At 71.4% G+C, this 16,062-nt stretch carries 17 protein-coding genes; 16 read left to right on the top strand and 1 reads right to left on the bottom strand.

Annotation, left to right across the window (positions count from 1 at the left end; genetic code table 11):
- The first annotated feature begins 213 nt into the window (after positions 1-213).
- From ACZ7SW_RS08185 to ACZ7SW_RS08130, 12 genes are all read left to right on the top strand, one after another.
- Positions 214-1,251 (top strand): WD40/YVTN/BNR-like repeat-containing protein, encoded by a 1,038-nt coding sequence (locus tag ACZ7SW_RS08185; protein ID WP_470229684.1) that lies wholly within the window; start codon positions 214-216, stop codon positions 1,249-1,251.
- 155 nt (positions 1,252-1,406) lie between these two features.
- Positions 1,407-2,399, top strand: a complete 993-nt coding sequence (locus ACZ7SW_RS08180) for a helix-turn-helix transcriptional regulator (protein ID WP_470229683.1) — start codon at positions 1,407-1,409, stop codon at positions 2,397-2,399.
- Positions 2,396-3,376, top strand: coding sequence for a helix-turn-helix transcriptional regulator (locus ACZ7SW_RS08175; RefSeq protein WP_470229682.1), 981 nt, complete (start codon positions 2,396-2,398; stop codon positions 3,374-3,376). The genes ACZ7SW_RS08180 and ACZ7SW_RS08175 overlap by 4 nt, the downstream gene beginning before the upstream one ends.
- 9 nt (positions 3,377-3,385) lie before the next feature.
- Entirely contained in the window at positions 3,386-3,598 is a 213-nt protein-coding gene (locus ACZ7SW_RS08170; protein ID WP_470229681.1) for a bacteriophage holin, read from the top strand.
- A 37-nt stretch (positions 3,599-3,635) separates the two neighbouring features.
- Complete coding sequence (gene tatA, locus ACZ7SW_RS08165) at positions 3,636-3,953, top strand: Sec-independent protein translocase subunit TatA (protein ID WP_344274211.1); 318 nt, start codon at positions 3,636-3,638, stop codon at positions 3,951-3,953.
- An 88-nt stretch (positions 3,954-4,041) separates the two neighbouring features.
- Positions 4,042-5,028 (top strand): twin-arginine translocase subunit TatC, encoded by a 987-nt coding sequence (gene tatC, locus ACZ7SW_RS08160; RefSeq protein WP_470229680.1) that lies wholly within the window; start codon positions 4,042-4,044, stop codon positions 5,026-5,028.
- Positions 5,029-5,030: 2 nt separating this feature from the next.
- Positions 5,031-5,921 carry a diacylglycerol/lipid kinase family protein gene (locus ACZ7SW_RS08155; RefSeq protein ID WP_470229679.1) on the top strand — a complete coding sequence of 297 codons (891 nt, stop codon included), beginning with the start codon at positions 5,031-5,033 and terminating at the stop codon, positions 5,919-5,921.
- Between the two features lie 51 nt (positions 5,922-5,972).
- Entirely contained in the window at positions 5,973-8,738 is a 2,766-nt protein-coding gene (locus tag ACZ7SW_RS08150; protein ID WP_470229678.1) for a DEAD/DEAH box helicase, read from the top strand.
- Positions 8,739-8,865: 127 nt separating this feature from the next.
- Positions 8,866-9,564, top strand: coding sequence for a DUF4333 domain-containing protein (locus ACZ7SW_RS08145; RefSeq protein ID WP_470229677.1), 699 nt, complete (start codon positions 8,866-8,868; stop codon positions 9,562-9,564).
- Between the two features lie 51 nt (positions 9,565-9,615).
- Complete coding sequence (locus ACZ7SW_RS08140) at positions 9,616-10,815, top strand: GNAT family N-acetyltransferase (protein WP_470229676.1); 1,200 nt, start codon at positions 9,616-9,618, stop codon at positions 10,813-10,815.
- A gap of 37 nt (positions 10,816-10,852) precedes the next feature.
- On the top strand, positions 10,853-11,239 hold the full coding sequence (locus ACZ7SW_RS08135) for a DUF4333 domain-containing protein (RefSeq protein ID WP_470229675.1): 387 nt from the start codon (positions 10,853-10,855) through the stop codon (positions 11,237-11,239).
- 43 nt (positions 11,240-11,282) lie between these two features.
- On the top strand, positions 11,283-12,500 hold the full coding sequence (locus ACZ7SW_RS08130; RefSeq protein ID WP_470229674.1) for a GNAT family N-acetyltransferase: 1,218 nt from the start codon (positions 11,283-11,285) through the stop codon (positions 12,498-12,500).
- A 63-nt stretch (positions 12,501-12,563) separates the two neighbouring features.
- Here ACZ7SW_RS08130 and ACZ7SW_RS08125 read toward each other — a convergent pair whose 3' ends face one another.
- Positions 12,564-13,508, bottom strand: coding sequence for a 5'-3' exonuclease (locus tag ACZ7SW_RS08125; protein ID WP_470229673.1), 945 nt, complete (start codon positions 13,506-13,508; stop codon positions 12,564-12,566).
- A gap of 167 nt (positions 13,509-13,675) precedes the next feature.
- Between ACZ7SW_RS08125 and ACZ7SW_RS08120 the strand changes: the two genes are divergently transcribed.
- From ACZ7SW_RS08120 to ACZ7SW_RS08105, 4 genes are all read left to right on the top strand, one after another.
- The gene (locus ACZ7SW_RS08120; RefSeq protein WP_470229672.1) at positions 13,676-14,818 is read left to right on the top strand and encodes a M24 family metallopeptidase; all 1,143 of its coding nucleotides are present in this window, start codon (positions 13,676-13,678) and stop codon (positions 14,816-14,818) included.
- Positions 14,819-14,900: 82 nt separating this feature from the next.
- Positions 14,901-15,353 (top strand): Lrp/AsnC family transcriptional regulator, encoded by a 453-nt coding sequence (locus ACZ7SW_RS08115; protein ID WP_033287500.1) that lies wholly within the window; start codon positions 14,901-14,903, stop codon positions 15,351-15,353.
- Between the two features lie 19 nt (positions 15,354-15,372).
- Positions 15,373-15,600 (top strand): hypothetical protein, encoded by a 228-nt coding sequence (locus tag ACZ7SW_RS08110; protein WP_101439894.1) that lies wholly within the window; start codon positions 15,373-15,375, stop codon positions 15,598-15,600.
- Entirely contained in the window at positions 15,587-15,886 is a 300-nt protein-coding gene (locus ACZ7SW_RS08105) for a hypothetical protein (protein WP_470229671.1), read from the top strand. Before ACZ7SW_RS08110 ends, ACZ7SW_RS08105 begins: the two co-directional genes overlap by 14 nt.
- Positions 15,887-16,062 lie beyond the last annotated feature (176 nt).

The raw sequence follows: 16,062 nt of genomic DNA, 5'->3' as shown, positions 1-16,062 counted from the left end.
GTGTCCGGTCCTCAATTTGGGATGGTGGTTTCTTTTGGAGTTCGCTGGGGGGGGGGGCTCGCCCCCTGTTCGGGTGACTCCCCACCCCTCCCCCCCCCCCCCCCGACGCGATCCCGCGTTGTGGTCGGGTGAGTGGTTAGCGCAGGGGTTGGGGTGCGGAAATCGTTGCAGGATCCGACGAAAGTTGTCGGGTGGGTGCGGCAGGATCTGCGCATGCGTGCGTTCCGGGCGGGTTTGGTTCTGCTGGCGGTGCTGTCGGTGGCTTTGGGCGGGGTTGCTGCGGCGTCCTCGTTGCCGTCGTGGCGGTTGTTGCCTGCGGGGACGGCCGCGCAGTTCCGTGGGCTGTCCGCGGTCAGCGAGCGAGTTGCTTGGGTCAGCGGGACTCAGGGCACTGTGTTGCGGACGGTGGACGGCGGGCACAGCTGGGTGTCGGTCGGGCCGCCTGATGCTGGGAAGCTTGAGTTTCGCGATATCGAGGCGTTCGATGCTGAGCGTGCCGTCGTGTTGTCGATTGGGCCGGGGGCGGATTCTCGGGTTTATCGCACTGATGATGGCGGGAAGCACTGGCGGCAGACGTTCAGCAATCCTGATTCCGCTGCGTTCTACGACTGCCTCGCCTTCTTTGATCCGTGGCGCGGGCTGGCGATGAGCGATCCGGTCAACGGGAAGTTCCGCGTGCAGGCGACCTTTGACGGTGGTCGCAGTTGGCGGCAGGTTCCGGACGAGGCGTTCCCGCCCGCGGAGCCTGGGGAAGCCGGGTTCGCTGCGAGTGGGCAGTGCGTTGCCACTTCCGGGCCGTTTGATGCGTGGCTTGCTACTGGAGGGGGTGCGCATGCGCGGGTTTTACACTCCGGGGACGGTGGGTGGCACTGGAGTGCTGCTGAGACGCCGTTGCCCAGCAGCGCGTCGGCTGGGGTTTTCGCGGTTGCGTTTCGTACGCCGTGGCAAGGGGTCGCGATCGGCGGCGACTACGCCAATCCGACTGCGCCTGGACCGGCTGTCGCGTTGAGCCGCGACAGCGGTCGCACTTGGCGGACGCCGTCGGAGCATCCGGCTGGGTATCGGTCTGGGCTCGCTTGGCGCGGTGGCACGGTGCTGGCCGTCGGGCCTGGCGGCAGCGATCTGAGCCGTGACGGCGGGCGGCATTGGGTCGCGTTCGACAGCGGCAGTTTCGACACCGTCGACTGTGCTTGGGACGGCGCGTGCTGGGCCAGCGGGGCGAAGGGGCGGGTCGCGAAGTTGGTTCCGTAAGGGGGAACCCGATCCGGGCAGGGCAGCGGCCTGGAACGGCGGAGCGCGGCGGGGCGGGCGCGGCGGGTCCATTCGCCGCAAGCGGGCTGACCAGGCGCGACGCGCGCGGGGCGGACCTCGCGATCGCGCGAGACGGGGAGAGCTAGAGTCGTCTGGTGTCCACCGCACGCGCCGAACGGCTGGTCAACCTTGTGCTGGCCCTCCTCTCCACCCGGCAGTACCTCACCGCGGAGCGGATCCGCGGGATTGTGCCCGGGTACGCCGAGGCGGCCAGTGACGACGCCTTTTTTCGTACGTTCGAGCGGGACAAGACCGAATTGCGGGAGCTCGGCATCCCGCTCGAGACCGGCCGCAACTCCGTTTTCGACCCGGTCGAGGGGTACCGGATCGCTCGCCGCGACTACGAGCTCGGCGAGATCGACCTGGCCCCGGACGAGGCGGCCGCGGTGGGGCTCGCGGTCCGGCTCTGGGACTCGCCGGAGCTCACCGGCCAGGCACAGGGCGCGCTGGTGAAACTGCGCGCGGCCGGGGTCGAGGTCGACGACCAGGCACCGACCGTCATCGAGCCGCGGGTGCGCGCGGAACCGGCGTTCGCGCCGATGCTCGCCGCCGTCCAGGCCGGGCAGGCGGTGCGGTTCGAGTACCGGCGCAGCGGGTCGCCCGAGCGTCGTATGCGCACGCTCGAGCCCTGGGGCGTCGTGTCCTGGCGGGCTCGGTGGTACGTCGTCGGGCACGACCGCGATCGCGACGCGACCCGGTGCTTCCGGCTCTCCCGCGTCACCGGGAAGGTCGTCGCGATCGGGAAACCGGGCGCGGTCGCCAGGCCCGACGGCGTCAATCTGATGCAGCTCGTTTCGGTGACCGGCGGCAGCGAGGAACCGGCTCCGGTGACGACTGCCCGGCTGTGGATCGCCGACGGCCGCGCCGCGGGGGTTCGCCGCCGCGGCGACGTCGTGGGGCGCGAGATCGTCGCGGGCGAGGAAGGCGACGTGATCGAGATCGGCCTGTACTTCCCGGAATCGGCCGCGGACTGGATCGCCGCGCAGGGACCGGACGTGCTCGTGCTCGAACCGGACGTGCTGGCCAAGTCCGTGCGGCACCGGCACGAGGCCGTGCTCGCCCGCGCCGGACAGGGGAGCGTGCGATGACCGCGTCCGGCGAACGCATGCCGAGACTTCTCGCGCTGGTGCCCTACCTGCTCGCGCGCCCCGGCATCCGGATCGACGAGGCCGCCCAGGACTTCGACGTCACCCCGCGCCAGCTGCGCAAAGACCTCGAACTGCTGTGGATGTGCGGACTGCCCGGCTACGGCCCCGGCGACCTCATCGACCTGTCCTTCGAAGGCGACACCATCGTCGTCACCCACGACGCCGGGATGAGCCGCCCGCTGCGCCTCACCGGCGGCGAAGCCACCGCGCTGCTGGTCGCGCTGCGCGCGCTCGCCGAAACCCCGGGCGTGGCCGACGGCGACGCGGTCCGCCGCGCCATCGCCAAAATCGAGGACGCCGCCGGACAAGCCCGCCCGGCCGGGGTCGTCGTCGGGGGAGGAGTGCGGGAAGGAGCCCGCGCCGCCCGCACCCGCGAGACCGTCTCCGGCGCGCTGCAGGAAGGCCGCGCCCTGCGGATGCGCTACTACACCGCCTCGCGCGACCAGATCACCGAACGCACCGTCGACCCGATGCGGCTCGTCATCGTCCAAGGCGTCGGCTACCTCGAGGCCTGGTGCCGGCGCGTCGAAGGCGTCCGGTTGTTCCGCCTCGACCGGGTGGACGCGCTCACCGTATTGGACGAACCCGCAGCTCCGCCCGCCCACGCGCGGCCCACCGACCTGTCCGACGGCGTCTTCTCCGTCCGTCCCGATCAGCGGGTCGCCCATCTCGTCCTGGACCCCGACGCCCGCTGGGTCGCCGAGTACTACCCGTGCGAGGAACTCGACGAACTCGACGGCGGGCGCCTGCGCATCGCCATGCGCTACAGCGACGAGCCCTGGATGGTCCGGCTCGTGCTCAGCCTCGGCGGGGAAGCCCAGGTGGAGAGCCCCGCCACACTCGCCGAGGCAGTCGGTCGCCGAGCGGCCGACGCCGTGGCGCGTGCCCGTCACCTCGCGTCCATCTCCGACCGATAAGGTGGTTTGGTGCCGTACCTGCCCGTCTATGTGCTGCTCGCGGCCGGCCTGCTCGTCCTGGCCCTGCTGCTGGTACGGACCGCCGGAGTCTTGCGCCGCTTCCGCCGCACCATGAGCATGGTCAGTGCGGACACCCAGGACCGGACGGGACTCGTCCGGGCCCGGTCGGCGGCACTCCGTGTGGCCGTGGCCGAACGCCGCCCGGCGGCCGGCAACAAGTAACATCAGCACAGACCCCAGACAAGGAGGGCAGACGACCATGAACGCGCTGCAGCCGTGGCACATCATCGTTCTGGTGCTCGTGGTGGTTCTGCTGTTCGGAGCGAAGCGGCTCCCGGACGCGGCCCGGTCCATCGGCAAGTCCATGAAGATCTTCAAGGCCGAGACCAAGGACCTGACCGGCGAGCAGAAGGCCGAAGCCGAGGCCGAATCCGCCGACACCCGGCACATCGCCGCCCCCGCGCCCGCGCAGACCGCGCAGGACAAGCAGGTCGCCGACCTCCAGCGCCAGCTCGACGAACTCAAGAAGCAGCAGGCGGCCGCCCCGGCCGACCAGCCGCAGAAGAACGCGAGCTGACCCTCCGCGCGCACCACCCGGTCCCCGGTCCACGGCGGCGCGCCGGTGCGGCGCGCCGCGGCGGGCTCTGACGAGAACGGAACGACCAGTGGCGGAAGCCGCCAACGGCAACGGAAGCCGGTCCAGCAAGCGGAGCCGGCGCAGCCGTCGGAAAAACCCCGACGGCACGATGACGCTCATCGAGCACATCTACGAGTTCCGCCGCCGCCTCGGCTGGGCGGTCGTTTTCGTCGTCGTCGGGGCGATCTTCGGGTTCATCTGGTTCGAGCAGCGGCTCGGGCCGATCCCGTCGCTCGGCGACATCATGACGCACCCGTACTGCGCGATCCCGGCCTCGCAGCGCTTCGCCGGCGACCAGCCCGGCTGCCGCCTGCTGCAGACCGTGCCGTTCGAGGCGTTCATGATCCGCCTCAAAGTCGGCGTCGCTGCCGGGGCCGTGCTGCTCTCGCCCGCCTGGCTCTACCAGCTCTGGGCGTTCATCGCGCCCGGTCTCTACGCCAAAGAGCGCCGGTACGCGATGATCTTCGTCAGTTTCGCCTCGGTGCTCTTCGCCGCCGGAGCGGTGCTGGCCTACCTGCTCGTCCCGCACGCGCTCGCGCTGCTCGCCGGATTCGGCCAGGACCAGTTCGTCACCGCGCTCACCGCGGACAAGTACATCTCGTTCATCCTGTCGCTGCTGGTGATCTTCGGCGTCAGTTTCGAGCTGCCGCTGCTCGTCGTGATGCTCAACCGCGTCGGCGTGCTCAAGTACCAGCAGCTCAAGCGGTGGCGCCGCGGCCTCGTGTTCGCGCTGTTCGTGTTCGCCGCGTTCGCCACCCCCGGCTCGGACCCGTTCTCGATGCTCGGCCTCGCCGGCGCGCTCACCCTGCTGTTCGAGCTGTCCATCCAGATCGCCCGGTTCCACGACCGCAAGCTCAACCGCGGCCGCGAGGACGAGGGCTGGGACAAGCTCGCCGACGACGAGGCCGCGCCGTTCAACTACACGCCGAGCACCGCCGACGGCGACGAACCGGCCGCGCCGACCACGCCGGGTCCGTCGACCGGCCGCTCCGGCTCGACCGACGACATCACCTGACCGTGGGACTGAACGCAGCACTGGCCGTGCACCCGGCCTCCGGTCGCGGCGCGGCCGCCCGCGTCGCCGAAGCGGTCGCGGCGCGGCTGCGGCCCGCCGTCGACCGGCTCGACCTCCTCACCGCCACCAGCGTCGAGGAATCCCGCGCGCTCATGCGGTCCTCGCGCGCCGAAGGCCTCGACGTGCTGATCGTCCTCGGCGGAGACGGCGCGGCCCACCAAGGCGTCCAGTTCTGCGCCGACCACGGCGTCGCGCTCGGCCTCGTCCCCTCCGGCACCGGCAACGACTTCGCCCGCGCCCTCGGCGTCCCGGCCGACCCCCGCGTCGCCACCGACGCCCTCGCCCGGGCGCTGCGAGCGGGGCACCGCCGCAGCGTCGACCTCGGCCGCGTCGGCGACACCTGGTTCGCCACCGTGCTGTGCGCCGGATTCGACGCCGCCGTCAACGCCCGCGCGAACGCGATGCGCTGGCCCACCGGCCCCCGCCGCTATGACCTGGCGATCCTCGCCGAAGTCGCGGCGTTCCGGCCCAGCCCGATCGTCGTGCACACCGACCACGGCACCCTTTCCGGGGACACCAGCCTCATCGCCGTCGGCAACACCCCGTTCTACGGCGGCGGCATCCCGATCTGCCCGGACGCCACCCCCGACGACGGTCTCTTCGACGTCACCGTCATCGGGGCTCCCGGCCGCGCCCGGCTGCTGCGGATGCTCCCGCACCTGCGCACCGGCGAACACGTGCACAAGCCCAGCGTCGAAACCTTCCGCACCCGGACCCTGCGGATCGAAGCGCCCGGCTGGCCGGTCTACGCCGACGGCGAAGACCAGGGCCAGACGCCGGTCGAAGCGACCTGCGTGCCCTCCGCGCTCACCGTCGTCGCGCCCGCGCCGTGACCGGCGGCACGCCGCGTGCGAAATGTCGGGGGCGTGTGGAACCCTGACGGGGTGGCCACTAGCCCTTCACCATCGCCGGCCGAGGCCTACGCTGCCTCCCGTCGCCGCGCCAAGCACCCCCAGCTGACCCGGTTTTCCGCCGAATCGGCCTTCGAATTCGACGATTTCCAGATCCGCGGCTGCGAAGCGCTCGAAGAGGGCCACGGCGTCCTGGTCTGCGCCCCCACCGGAGCCGGCAAGACCGTGGTCGGCGAGTTCGCCGTCCACCTCGCCCTCGCCGAGGGCCGCAAATGCTTCTACACCACGCCGATCAAGGCGCTGTCGAACCAGAAGTACGCCGACCTCGTCGAGCGCTACGGCAACGACGCCGTCGGCCTGCTCACCGGCGACACCTCGATCAACGGCAACGCCCAGGTGGTCGTCATGACCACCGAGGTGCTGCGCAACATGCTCTACGCGGGCAGCTCCGCGATCCCCGAACTCGGCTACGTCGTCATGGACGAGGTGCACTACCTCGCCGACCGCTTCCGCGGCGCGGTCTGGGAGGAAGTGATCCTCCACCTGCCCGACCACGTGCGCGTCGTCGGCCTGTCCGCCACCGTCAGCAACGCCGAGGAATTCGGCGAATGGCTCGTCGAGGTCCGCGGCGACACCACCGTCGTCGTCGACGAGCACCGCCCGGTCCCACTGTGGCAGCACATGCTCGTCGGCAGCCAGCTGCTCGACCTGTTCGCCGGCCAGAACGAGGCCGACCCGGGGGAGCAGCTGCGGATCAACCCCACGCTGCTGCGCAAAACCGACGAGATGGGCAAGTTCGCGCCCGCCTTCCGCGGACCCCGGGGCGGGCGCCGCGGAGCCCCGCCGCGCGGCCCCAGGTTCCGGCCGCCGTCGCGCGTGGACGTCGTGGAAAGGCTCGACCACGCCGGGCTGCTGCCCGCGATCGTGTTCATCTTCTCCCGCGCCGGCTGCGACGCCGCGGTCGCCCAGTGCGTCCGCTCCGGCCTGCGGCTCAACGGCCCCGAACAGGTCGAGGAGATCCGCCGGATCGTCGACGCCCGCACCGCCGAGCTGCCCGAGGGCGACCTCGGCGTCCTCGGCTACTGGGAATGGCGCGAGGGGCTGGAGCGCGGCTTCGCCGGCCACCACGCCGGACTGCTGCCCGCGTTCAAGGAAACCGTGGAGGAACTGTTCGTCCGAGGCCTGGTCAAGGTCGTGTTCGCGACCGAAACCCTCGCGCTCGGCATCAACATGCCCGCCCGCACCGTCGTGCTCGAACGGCTCGTGAAATACAACGGCGAGGCGCACGTCGACCTCACCCCGGGCGAATACACCCAGCTCACCGGCCGTGCCGGCCGACGAGGCATCGACATCGAAGGCCACGCCGTCGTCGCCTGGCAGCCCGGCGTCGACCCGAAAGCCGTCGCCGGCCTCGCCTCCACCCGCACGTACCCGCTGCGCTCGTCGTTCCGCCCCGGCTACAACATGGCGGTCAACCTGGTCGCCCAGGTCGGCGCGGACGCGGCCCGCGACCTGCTGGAACAGTCCTTCGCGCAGTTCCAGGCCGACCGGTCGGTGGTCGGCACCGCGCGCCGGATCGAACGCAACAAGGAAGCCCTCAAGGGCTACACCGCCGCGATCTCCGGCGACTTCGAGCAGATGCTCGAGTACGTCGAACTCCGCGCGCAGATCTCCGCCCGCGAGAAGACGCTGTCGCGGCAGAACACCTCCTCCCGCCGCGCCGAAACCGCGCAATCGCTGGAGAAACTGCGCAAGGGCGACGTCATCCCGGTCCCGGCGGGCCGCCGCGCCGGGCTCGCCGTGGTCGTCGACCCCGGCCTCGACCCGATCCGCGAACCCCGGCCGGTCGTCGTCACCGAGGACCGCTGGTCCGGGCCGCTGTCGGTCGCCGACTTCCCGGCCCCGGTCGAAGCGCTCGGCCGGATCAAGCTGCCCAGGCACATCGAACTGCGCTCGCCCAAGACCCGCCGCGACATCGCCTCGTCGCTGCGCAACGCCGGCATCGCCCTGCCCGGACGGCAGCGCCGCCGCACCGCGGCCGCCGACGACGCCGAACTCGCCTCGCTGCGCCGGGCCCTGCGCGCCCACCCGTGCCACGGCCTCGCCGAACGCGAGGCCAACCTCCGCTGGGTCGAGCGCTACCAGCGGCTCTCCGCCGAAACCGAACAGCTCGAACGGAAAGTCGCGGCCACCACGCACTCGCTGGCCCGCGCGTTCGACCGGATCCTGCGGCTGCTCGGCGAACGCGGCTACGTCCGCCCCGGCGACGGCGAGGACCGCGTCACCGAACACGGCCGCCGCCTCACCCGCCTCTACAGCGAATCCGACCTGCTCGCCGCCGAATGCATCCGGCACGGCGTCTGGACCGGCCTCGGCCCGGCCGAACTCGCCGCCGTCGTGTCCACGCTCGTGTTCGAAGCCCGCCGCGACACCGCGGGCGAACCCCGGCTGCCCGGCGGCGCGGTCCCCGGCGCGTGGCAGGAAACCAGCAGGCTGTGGGTCGAACTCACCGAGGACGAACGCCGCCACCGCCTCGACCGCACCCGCGAACCCGACGCGGGCTTCGCGTGGCCGGTCTACCGCTGGGCGCGCGGCGAATCCCTGGAGAAGGTCCTCACCGCGGCCGAGACCAACGGGCAGGAGCTGTCCGCGGGCGACTTCGTCCGCTGGTGCCGCCAGGTCATCGACCTGCTCGACCAGGTCCGCGACGTCCTCGGCAAGGAGGATCCGGTCGGTTCGGCGGCGGCACAAGCGGTCCGGGCGCTGCGCCGCGGCGTAGTGGCCGCGGGCGCGGCGTGACAGCGAGGGCACACCTTAGTAGCGACTGCGCGCGGACACGTGTGCTAGGTCCAGACCTGTGGTTGGATCGCGCACGACACCCGCGGCCCGGCCCGCGGGTGCGGACAGACGAAGGCGGAGGCTAACGATGAGCACGCCGTATGGCGGCAACGACCCGCGGCAGCAGCCCCAGTACGGGCAACAGCCCTACGGCCAGGACCCGCAGTACGGGCAGCAGCCGGGCGGCGCGTACCCCCAGAGCGGGCCGCAGCAGCAGCCGTATCCGCCCCAGCAGTACGGGCAGCAGCCCTACGGTCAAGACCCGCAGTACGGCCAGCAGCCCGGCGGCTACCCGCAACAGCAGCAGCCCCAGCAGCCCCAGTGGGGCCAGCAGCCGCCGCAGTACGGGCAGCAGCCTTACGGTCAGCAGCAGTACGGCGGTGAACAGCAGCAGTACGGCGGCCAGCAGCCCGGCCAGTACGACTACGGCCAGCCCGGCGGAGCCGCGCCGGAGTCCTCGGGCGGGTCGAAGAAGGGCCTGTTCATCGGGATCGGCGCGCTCGTCGTCGTGGTGGCCGTCGTGGCGATCCTCGGCTTCGTCGCGCCCGGCTTCTTCAAAACCCAGGTCTTCAACAACAACCAGATGCAGACCGACGTCGCGAAGATGCTCACCGACACCTACAAGATCCCCGGCGTCAGCGGAGTCACCTGCCCGGCCGAGCAGAAGGTGGAGGACGGCGCGAAATTCGAGTGCACCGCCACCGTCAACGGCAAACCGCAGCAGGTGCCGATCACCGTCAAGGGCACCGACGGCAACTACGAGGTCTCGCCGCCCGCAGCCAAGTGACGCCATTCAATTCGGTGGCGGTCCGGCGGCCGGTCCGGCGATGATCGGGGCATGAGCGACCGCACCGTCCGCATCCTCCGCCCCGACGAGCAGCGCGGGGCCTGGGACCTGTTCCGGGCCGCGCTGCACGTCCAGCCCGGCACCGACGAGGACTGGGACCGCGTCTCCAAGGCGTACCAGGCCGAGCGCAGCTGGGGCGTCTTCGAACCGGACCTCATCGGCACCGCCCGGTCGTTCGAAGCGGAAATGGTCGTCCCCGGCGGAGCGCGGCTTCCGCTGGCCGCCGTCACCGGCGTCGGCGTTCGCGTCGGACGCACCCGGCGCGGCGTGCTCAGCGCGTTGCAGGCCGCGCAGCTGGCGGACTTCGCCGAACGAGGCGTCGCGCTCTCGCTGCTGTACGCGTCGGAAGGTGCGATCTACGGCCGTTACGGCTACGGAATCGCGACTCTCGCCAAGCGGGTCGTGGTCGATCGGCACCGTGCCCAGTTGCGCCCGGACGTGCCGACCGGGGGAGAGATCTCCGTCCTCGGCGTCGACGAGGCCGCCCCGAAATGGCCGGAACTGTACGCCGCGACCGCGATGGGCCGCGTCGGCGCGATGACCCGCTCCGAGGTCTACTGGCCGGGGCACGAGGCATCGCTGCGCCGCCGCGCGAAACTGCTCCAGACCGCCGTGCACCACGGCCCGGACGGCGCCGACGGCTTCCTGACCTACTACGTCGAGGAAGACGCCAACGAGCACGCCAAACTGAACGTGATGGCGTTCCACTACGCCAATCCGGCCGCCTTCGCCGGGCTGTGGCGGTTCCTGCTGTCGGTCGACCTGGTCGACGAGATCGTGCTCGGCATGCGCCCGCTCGACGAACCGCACGCGCTGCTGTTCACCGACCCCCGGATGGCGAAAACCGAAAGCACCGACGACGAGGGCTGGCTCCGGCTGGTCGACGTGCCGGCCGCGCTCGCCGCCCGCACCTACGGCCCGGCCGAACCCGTGGTGCTCGAAGTCTCCGACCGGTCGCTGCCCGGCAACGACGGCCGCTACCTCGTCGGCCCCGACGGCGCCTCCCGCACGGACGCGGAACCCGCGCTGCGGCTCTCCGTCGACACGCTCGCGATGCTCTACTTCGGAACGTGGCGGGCGTCCACGCTCGCCGACACGGGCCGGATCGAGGTGCTCGACCCGGCCGCGCCCGCCGCCGCGGACGTTCTGTTCGGCACGCGCGAATCGGTGTGGTGCGGTACGTTCTTCTGACCGTTGACCAGACGTTTCGCGCAGAGGAGCGGGATTGATGCGCGCCGTGCGGGTGCTGCTGTTGTGCGGCTGGGGAATGTTCGCCGCCGCGGGCTGCGACAGCGGGACGCCCCCGCCTCCGGTCCACACCGTCACGGTCACGCCGAGCAGCCCCGCGCAGCCGGGCGTCGCGTCATCGCCGGCTCCCAGCTCGTCCGGGGCGATGCGGGTGTTCGACTCCCGGGTGATGGCCTCGGCCGTCACCCGGCTCCTCACCACCGACTACAAAATGGCGAACGTCGGCCCGGTGTCCTGCCCCGACCGGCAGCCCGTCTCGGACGGCTCGCGGTTCCAGTGCACTGTGGACATCGCGGGCGCGACGAAACACGTCCCCATCACGGTGACCGGCGCGGACGGCAACTACCGCGTCGACCCGCCGCAGTAAAATCCGATAGCCGCGCGGCGGCGGCAATTGGTTCAATCGGGGCATGAGCGACTACGTGGTACGCCAGATCACCGACGCCGAAAGCCGTGAGACTTTCGACCTTCTGGTGCGGTCCCTGCACGGAAACCCGCCTTCGGACGAGCGCTGGGCGAAGGTCGGCGGTTCGTGGAAGGCGGACGGCCGGACCGGAGCGTTCCACGACGGCGAAGCCATCGGCATCGCCAGCTCGTTCGCCACCACGCTCACCGTCCCCGGCGGCGCGACCGTGCCGATGGCCGCGGTCGACGGCGTCGGCGTCCGGGCGGACTGGACCCGCCGCGGTGTGCTCAGCGCGATGATGGACCGGCAGCTGCACGACTTCGTGCAGCGCGGCCACGTCGTCGCCGCGCTGCACGCGAGCGAAGCGCTGATCTACGGCCGCTTCGGCTACGGCGTCGCGAGCCGGATCGCCACCCTGCAGGTCAAGAAACCCGCTCCGCTGCGCGAAAGCGTTGCCGCCACCGGCCGGGTCCGGCTGCTCACCACCGACGAGGCGACCGCGACGATTCCCTCGCTGTACCAACGGGTCGACTCCGGTCGGCCCGGCACGATCGCCCGCCCGGAGCTGTGGTGGCCGATCGCGTTCGACTGGCATCTCCACCCGGACGGCGGCAACCACCGGGTCGCTGTCCACACTGGACCGAACGGCGACGACGGCTTCGTCGTCTTCCACGTCGTGCCGCAGAACAGCTACCTCGACCCGGAGCGCGGCGCCGCGCTCGAAGTCCATGAGTTGCGCGCGGCGACCCCGGAAGCGCTGGCCGGACTGTGGCGGTTCCTGCTGTCGGTCGACCTGATCGAGGTCGTGAACGCGCGCGGCCGCCCGGTGGACGACCCGGTGGGCCTCCTGCTCGTCGACCCGCGCAGGGCACACACGGTCGCCGTCGACGACGAACTGTGGCTGCGATTGCTCGATGTGCGGGCAGCTCTCGCTGCTCGCGCCTACGGCTCCGCGGAACCGGTAGTGCTGGAAGTGAACGACCGGATGCTGCCGGACAACCGGGGCCGCTATCGGGTCAGCGGCAGCGGGGTCGAGCGCACCGAGGCCGAGGCGGATCTGCAGCTCGACGTCGACACGCTGGCGATGCTGTACCTCGGCGCGTGGGAAGCCGGTCCGCTCGCGTTGTCCGGCCGGATCACCGGCGCGAGCGCGGAAACCCTGGCCCGGGTGGACGCGCTGTTCCGGACCGGGACCCAGCCCTGGACCGGCACGCACTTCTGACCGACGCCGAGAATCCGTTGGACGGCCTAGGTTCCAGCGTCAGGCGGAACCTAGGCCGCGCCGTCAGGCTCCCGGCAGAGCAGCCAGCAGCCGCTCCACCGAACGGCCCAGGTTCCATCGCTCGGCAAGCTCCGCCACCCGCGCCGGATCGGCGGGCTCGACGGGCACCGCGTCCGGTCCGGACTGTTCGACCGGCGCGTCCACCGCGACCCGCACCACCGTGGGCGCGACAGCGAGGTAGTCCGCGGCGTCGGAGAGCCGCAGCCGGGTTTTCAGCGGCACCCGCGAATCCCCGGCCGAGGACGCGGCGACGAGTTCCTCGAGCGAACCGAACTGCGTGATCAGCTTCGCCGCGGTCTTCTCTCCGATCCCGGCCACGCCGGGCAGCCCGTCCGACGGGTCGCCGCGCAACGCGGCCATGTCGGCGTAAGCGGGCCCGGCGTTCTCGACCGGAACGCCGTACTTCTCGGCGATTTCCCGCTGTCCCAGCACTTCCGCCTTCGCCCAGCCCTTGCCGACGTACACGACCGACGTCGGCGTCGGCTCCTCGCGCACCAGCTGGAACAGGTCGCGGTCACCGGTGATCACCTCGACCGGCGCGTCCTTCTCCCGCGTCGCGAGCGCGCCGATCACGTCGTCCGCCTCGTACCCGGCCGCCTCCGCGACGGCGAACCCGAACGCCTCCAGCACTTCCAGGATGATCGGCACCTGCGGGGTCAGCGTGTCGGGCACCTCTTCGACGTCCGCCCCGCCGTCCCCGGCCTCGGCGACCCGGTGCGCCTTGTAGCTCGGCAGCAGATCGGTGCGGAACTTCGGCCGCCAGTCCGCGTCGAGACAGGCGACCAGCCGCGACGGACGACGGTCGGTCAGGATGCGCGCGATCGTGTCGGTGAACCCGCGCACGGCGTTGACCGGCGTCCCGTCGGGCGCGGTCATCGAATCGGGCAGCGCGTAGAACGAGCGGAAGTAGAGGCTCGCGGAATCGAGGAGAGCGAGTGGTCCGGTCACCCGCACAGCCTGCCACGTCCGGCCCGCGTTGCCGCGAATACGGCGCCGGGCGCGTCAAGCGAACCCCGAGCGGTGTCGGGGCCTCCGCGGGAAACCCGCCGGTGCGGCGCGCCGGATTGGGGAGGACGGGCGGGCTGCGCCGGGACGCCGGTACTAGGCTCGGCGTCATGTCGAGCCGATCCCTCAACACGCCCGCTCCCGACGCCGCCGCGCTCCGCGCCCGTCTCGACCGCGCCGCGAAAGCGGCGGCCGCCGCCGACACCGACGCGCTGCTCGTCGCGCCCGGGTCCGACCTGCGGTACCTGCTCGGCCAGGCCGGCGGTTCCTTTGAGCGGCTGACCACTCTCGTCGTTCCCGCCGACGGCGTTCCCGCGCTCGTCGTGCCGAAGCTCGAGGCCCCCGGCTACTCCGGCGTGCCCACCGACGAACTCGGCGTCGAGGTGCTCACCTGGGTCGACGGCGACGACCCCTACCGGCTCGTCGCCGACCGGCTCGGCAAGCCCGGCCGGATCGCGGTCAGCGACTTCACCCCGGCGCTGCACGTGCTGTCCCTGCGCGCCGCGTTCGGCGACGCCGAGCAGACGCTCGCCGGCCCGATCGTGCGCGAACTGCGGATGCGCAAGGACGCCGCCGAGATCGAGGCCCTGCGCAAGGCGGGCGCGGCGATCGACCGCGTCCACGCGCGGATGGGCGAGTGGCTGCGCGCCGGCCGCACCGAGGCCGAGGTCGGCGCGGACATCACCGCGGCCATCGTCGAAGAGGGCCACACGCACGCCGACTTCGTCATCGTCGGCTCCGGCCCCAACGGCGCCAGCCCGCACCACGACGTGTCCGAGCGCGTCATCGAACGCGGCGACGTCGTCGTGATCGACATCGGCGGACCGGTGCCCGAGGGCTACAACTCCGACTCCACCCGCACCTACTCGATCGGCGAACCCCGCGACGCCGACGTCGCCGAGACCTACGCCGTGCTGCAGCGCGCGCAGCAGGCCGCCGTCGACGCGGTCCGCCCCGGCGCCACCGCCGAGAGCATCGACAAGGCCGCGCGCGACGTCATCGACGCCGCCGGGTTCGGCGAGTACTTCATCCACCGCACCGGCCACGGCATCGGCCTCGACGTGCACGAGGAGCCCTACATCATCGCGGGCAACGCGCTGCCGCTCGAGGCGGGCATGGCCTTCAGCGTCGAGCCGGGCATCTACCAGCCAGGCCGCTGGGGCGCGCGGATCGAGGACATCGTGCTCGTCACCGATTCGGGCGTCGAGCCGGTGAACACGCGGCCGCACGAACTGGTCGTGCTGGACGCATGAGCGCGGCTCGCGAGCGAATCATCGCCCTTCGTGCCGTCGCCTCCCCGGCGGCCAGCGGGGAACTCCTCAAGGAGGCGACGGCATGAGCGGGCCGCTGGAACCGCTCGACCAGTCGATCGTGCAGGAGCTGGCCGCCGACGGCAGGCGCAGCTTCACCGATCTCGCCGAACGGGTCGGGCTGTCGGTGTCGGCGGTGCACCAGCGGGTGCGCCGCCTCGAACAGCGCGGCGTCATCCTCGGCTACACCGCCCGGCTCGACGGCGAGCAGATCGGCCTCCCGCTCACCGCGCTGATCTCGCTCACCCCGAACGACCCGGCCGCCCCCGACGACTACCCGCAGCGGATCCAGCACATCACCGAGATCGAGTCCTGCTACTCGGTGGCCGGCGACGAGTCCTACATCCTGCTGGTGCGGGTCGCGTCGCCGCTCGGCCTCGAGGACCTGCTCCGGCGGATCCGCGAGGCGGCGAAGGTGTCCACCCGGACCACCGTCGTGCTGTCGACCCCGTTCGAGGGCAGGTCGCCGACGCTGTGAGAGTGGTACGGTAAAAGGTATGGCAACACGTAAGGTGACACTCTCGCTCGACACCGGTGCGCTCGAGTACGCCGAGCGGGCCGCGAAAGCGCACGGAATCTCGGTCTCGTCCTGGCTGTCGAAGGCGGCCCGGCGCGAGGCGGTTCGGACTGGGTATACCCCGCAGCGTGCTCCGGTCACGCCGTCCGCTGAGGCGGACGAGGCGGAGCGGGCGGCTGCGGAGAAGGAGATGCGTGCGCAGGGGTGAGGTCTGGACTTACCACCCGCCTACTGATCCCGCGCGGCAGCGGACTGTGGTGCTGCTGTCGTCCGATGGGGTGAACGAGTCCGAGCGGCCTTGGCTGCTGGGGACTGAACTGCTGGATCGGGATCCGCAGGACATTCTCGGGGTGGCGGTGGATGCCCGGTATTGGGTGTCTACGTTGAATTTGACGCGGTTGTATCGGCCTTGGCTGGCGGAGCGGGTGGCTGAGGTCGATTCGGAGGTTCAGGAGCAGATCGATGTGGCTTTGAGGGCTGCGTTGGATTTGTGAATGCCGGGGGTCGGCTCGTCGCCTGGCGGCGACGTTGCCGTGGGGGCGTTGGGGGCACCCGAAGACGACGGCGCGGGGAGGGTTTTTCCAGCGGGAAAAACGCCTTTCCCACCCCCCCCGCCCCGCGCTTTTTGTTTCCTGTCCGGGTTTGGGGTCGGGTGTTGTTGTGCTTGGGG

The sequence above is a fragment of the Amycolatopsis sp. NPDC114484 genome, assembly GCF_055633755.1.
Note: the sequence above shows the minus strand (reverse complement) of the source record. Positions and strands in the feature narration are given on the sequence as shown.

Excerpts from the sequence above, each read along its gene's own strand:
- ACZ7SW_RS08115 (WP_033287500.1), top strand. The coding sequence starts at position 14,901 with ATGAGCGGGCCGCTGGAACCGCTCGACCAGTCGATCGTGCAGGAGCTG.
- ACZ7SW_RS08140 (WP_470229676.1), top strand. The coding sequence starts at position 9,616 with ATGAGCGACCGCACCGTCCGCATCCTCCGCCCCGACGAGCAGCGCGGG.
- ACZ7SW_RS08110 (WP_101439894.1), top strand. The coding sequence starts at position 15,373 with ATGGCAACACGTAAGGTGACACTCTCGCTCGACACCGGTGCGCTCGAG.
- ACZ7SW_RS08175 (WP_470229682.1), top strand. The coding sequence starts at position 2,396 with ATGACCGCGTCCGGCGAACGCATGCCGAGACTTCTCGCGCTGGTGCCC.
- ACZ7SW_RS08145 (WP_470229677.1), top strand. The coding sequence starts at position 8,866 with ATGAGCACGCCGTATGGCGGCAACGACCCGCGGCAGCAGCCCCAGTAC.
- ACZ7SW_RS08185 (WP_470229684.1), top strand. The coding sequence starts at position 214 with ATGCGTGCGTTCCGGGCGGGTTTGGTTCTGCTGGCGGTGCTGTCGGTG.
- tatA (WP_344274211.1), top strand. The coding sequence starts at position 3,636 with ATGAACGCGCTGCAGCCGTGGCACATCATCGTTCTGGTGCTCGTGGTG.
- ACZ7SW_RS08135 (WP_470229675.1), top strand. The coding sequence starts at position 10,853 with ATGCGCGCCGTGCGGGTGCTGCTGTTGTGCGGCTGGGGAATGTTCGCC.
- ACZ7SW_RS08130 (WP_470229674.1), top strand. The coding sequence starts at position 11,283 with ATGAGCGACTACGTGGTACGCCAGATCACCGACGCCGAAAGCCGTGAG.
- ACZ7SW_RS08120 (WP_470229672.1), top strand. The coding sequence starts at position 13,676 with ATGTCGAGCCGATCCCTCAACACGCCCGCTCCCGACGCCGCCGCGCTC.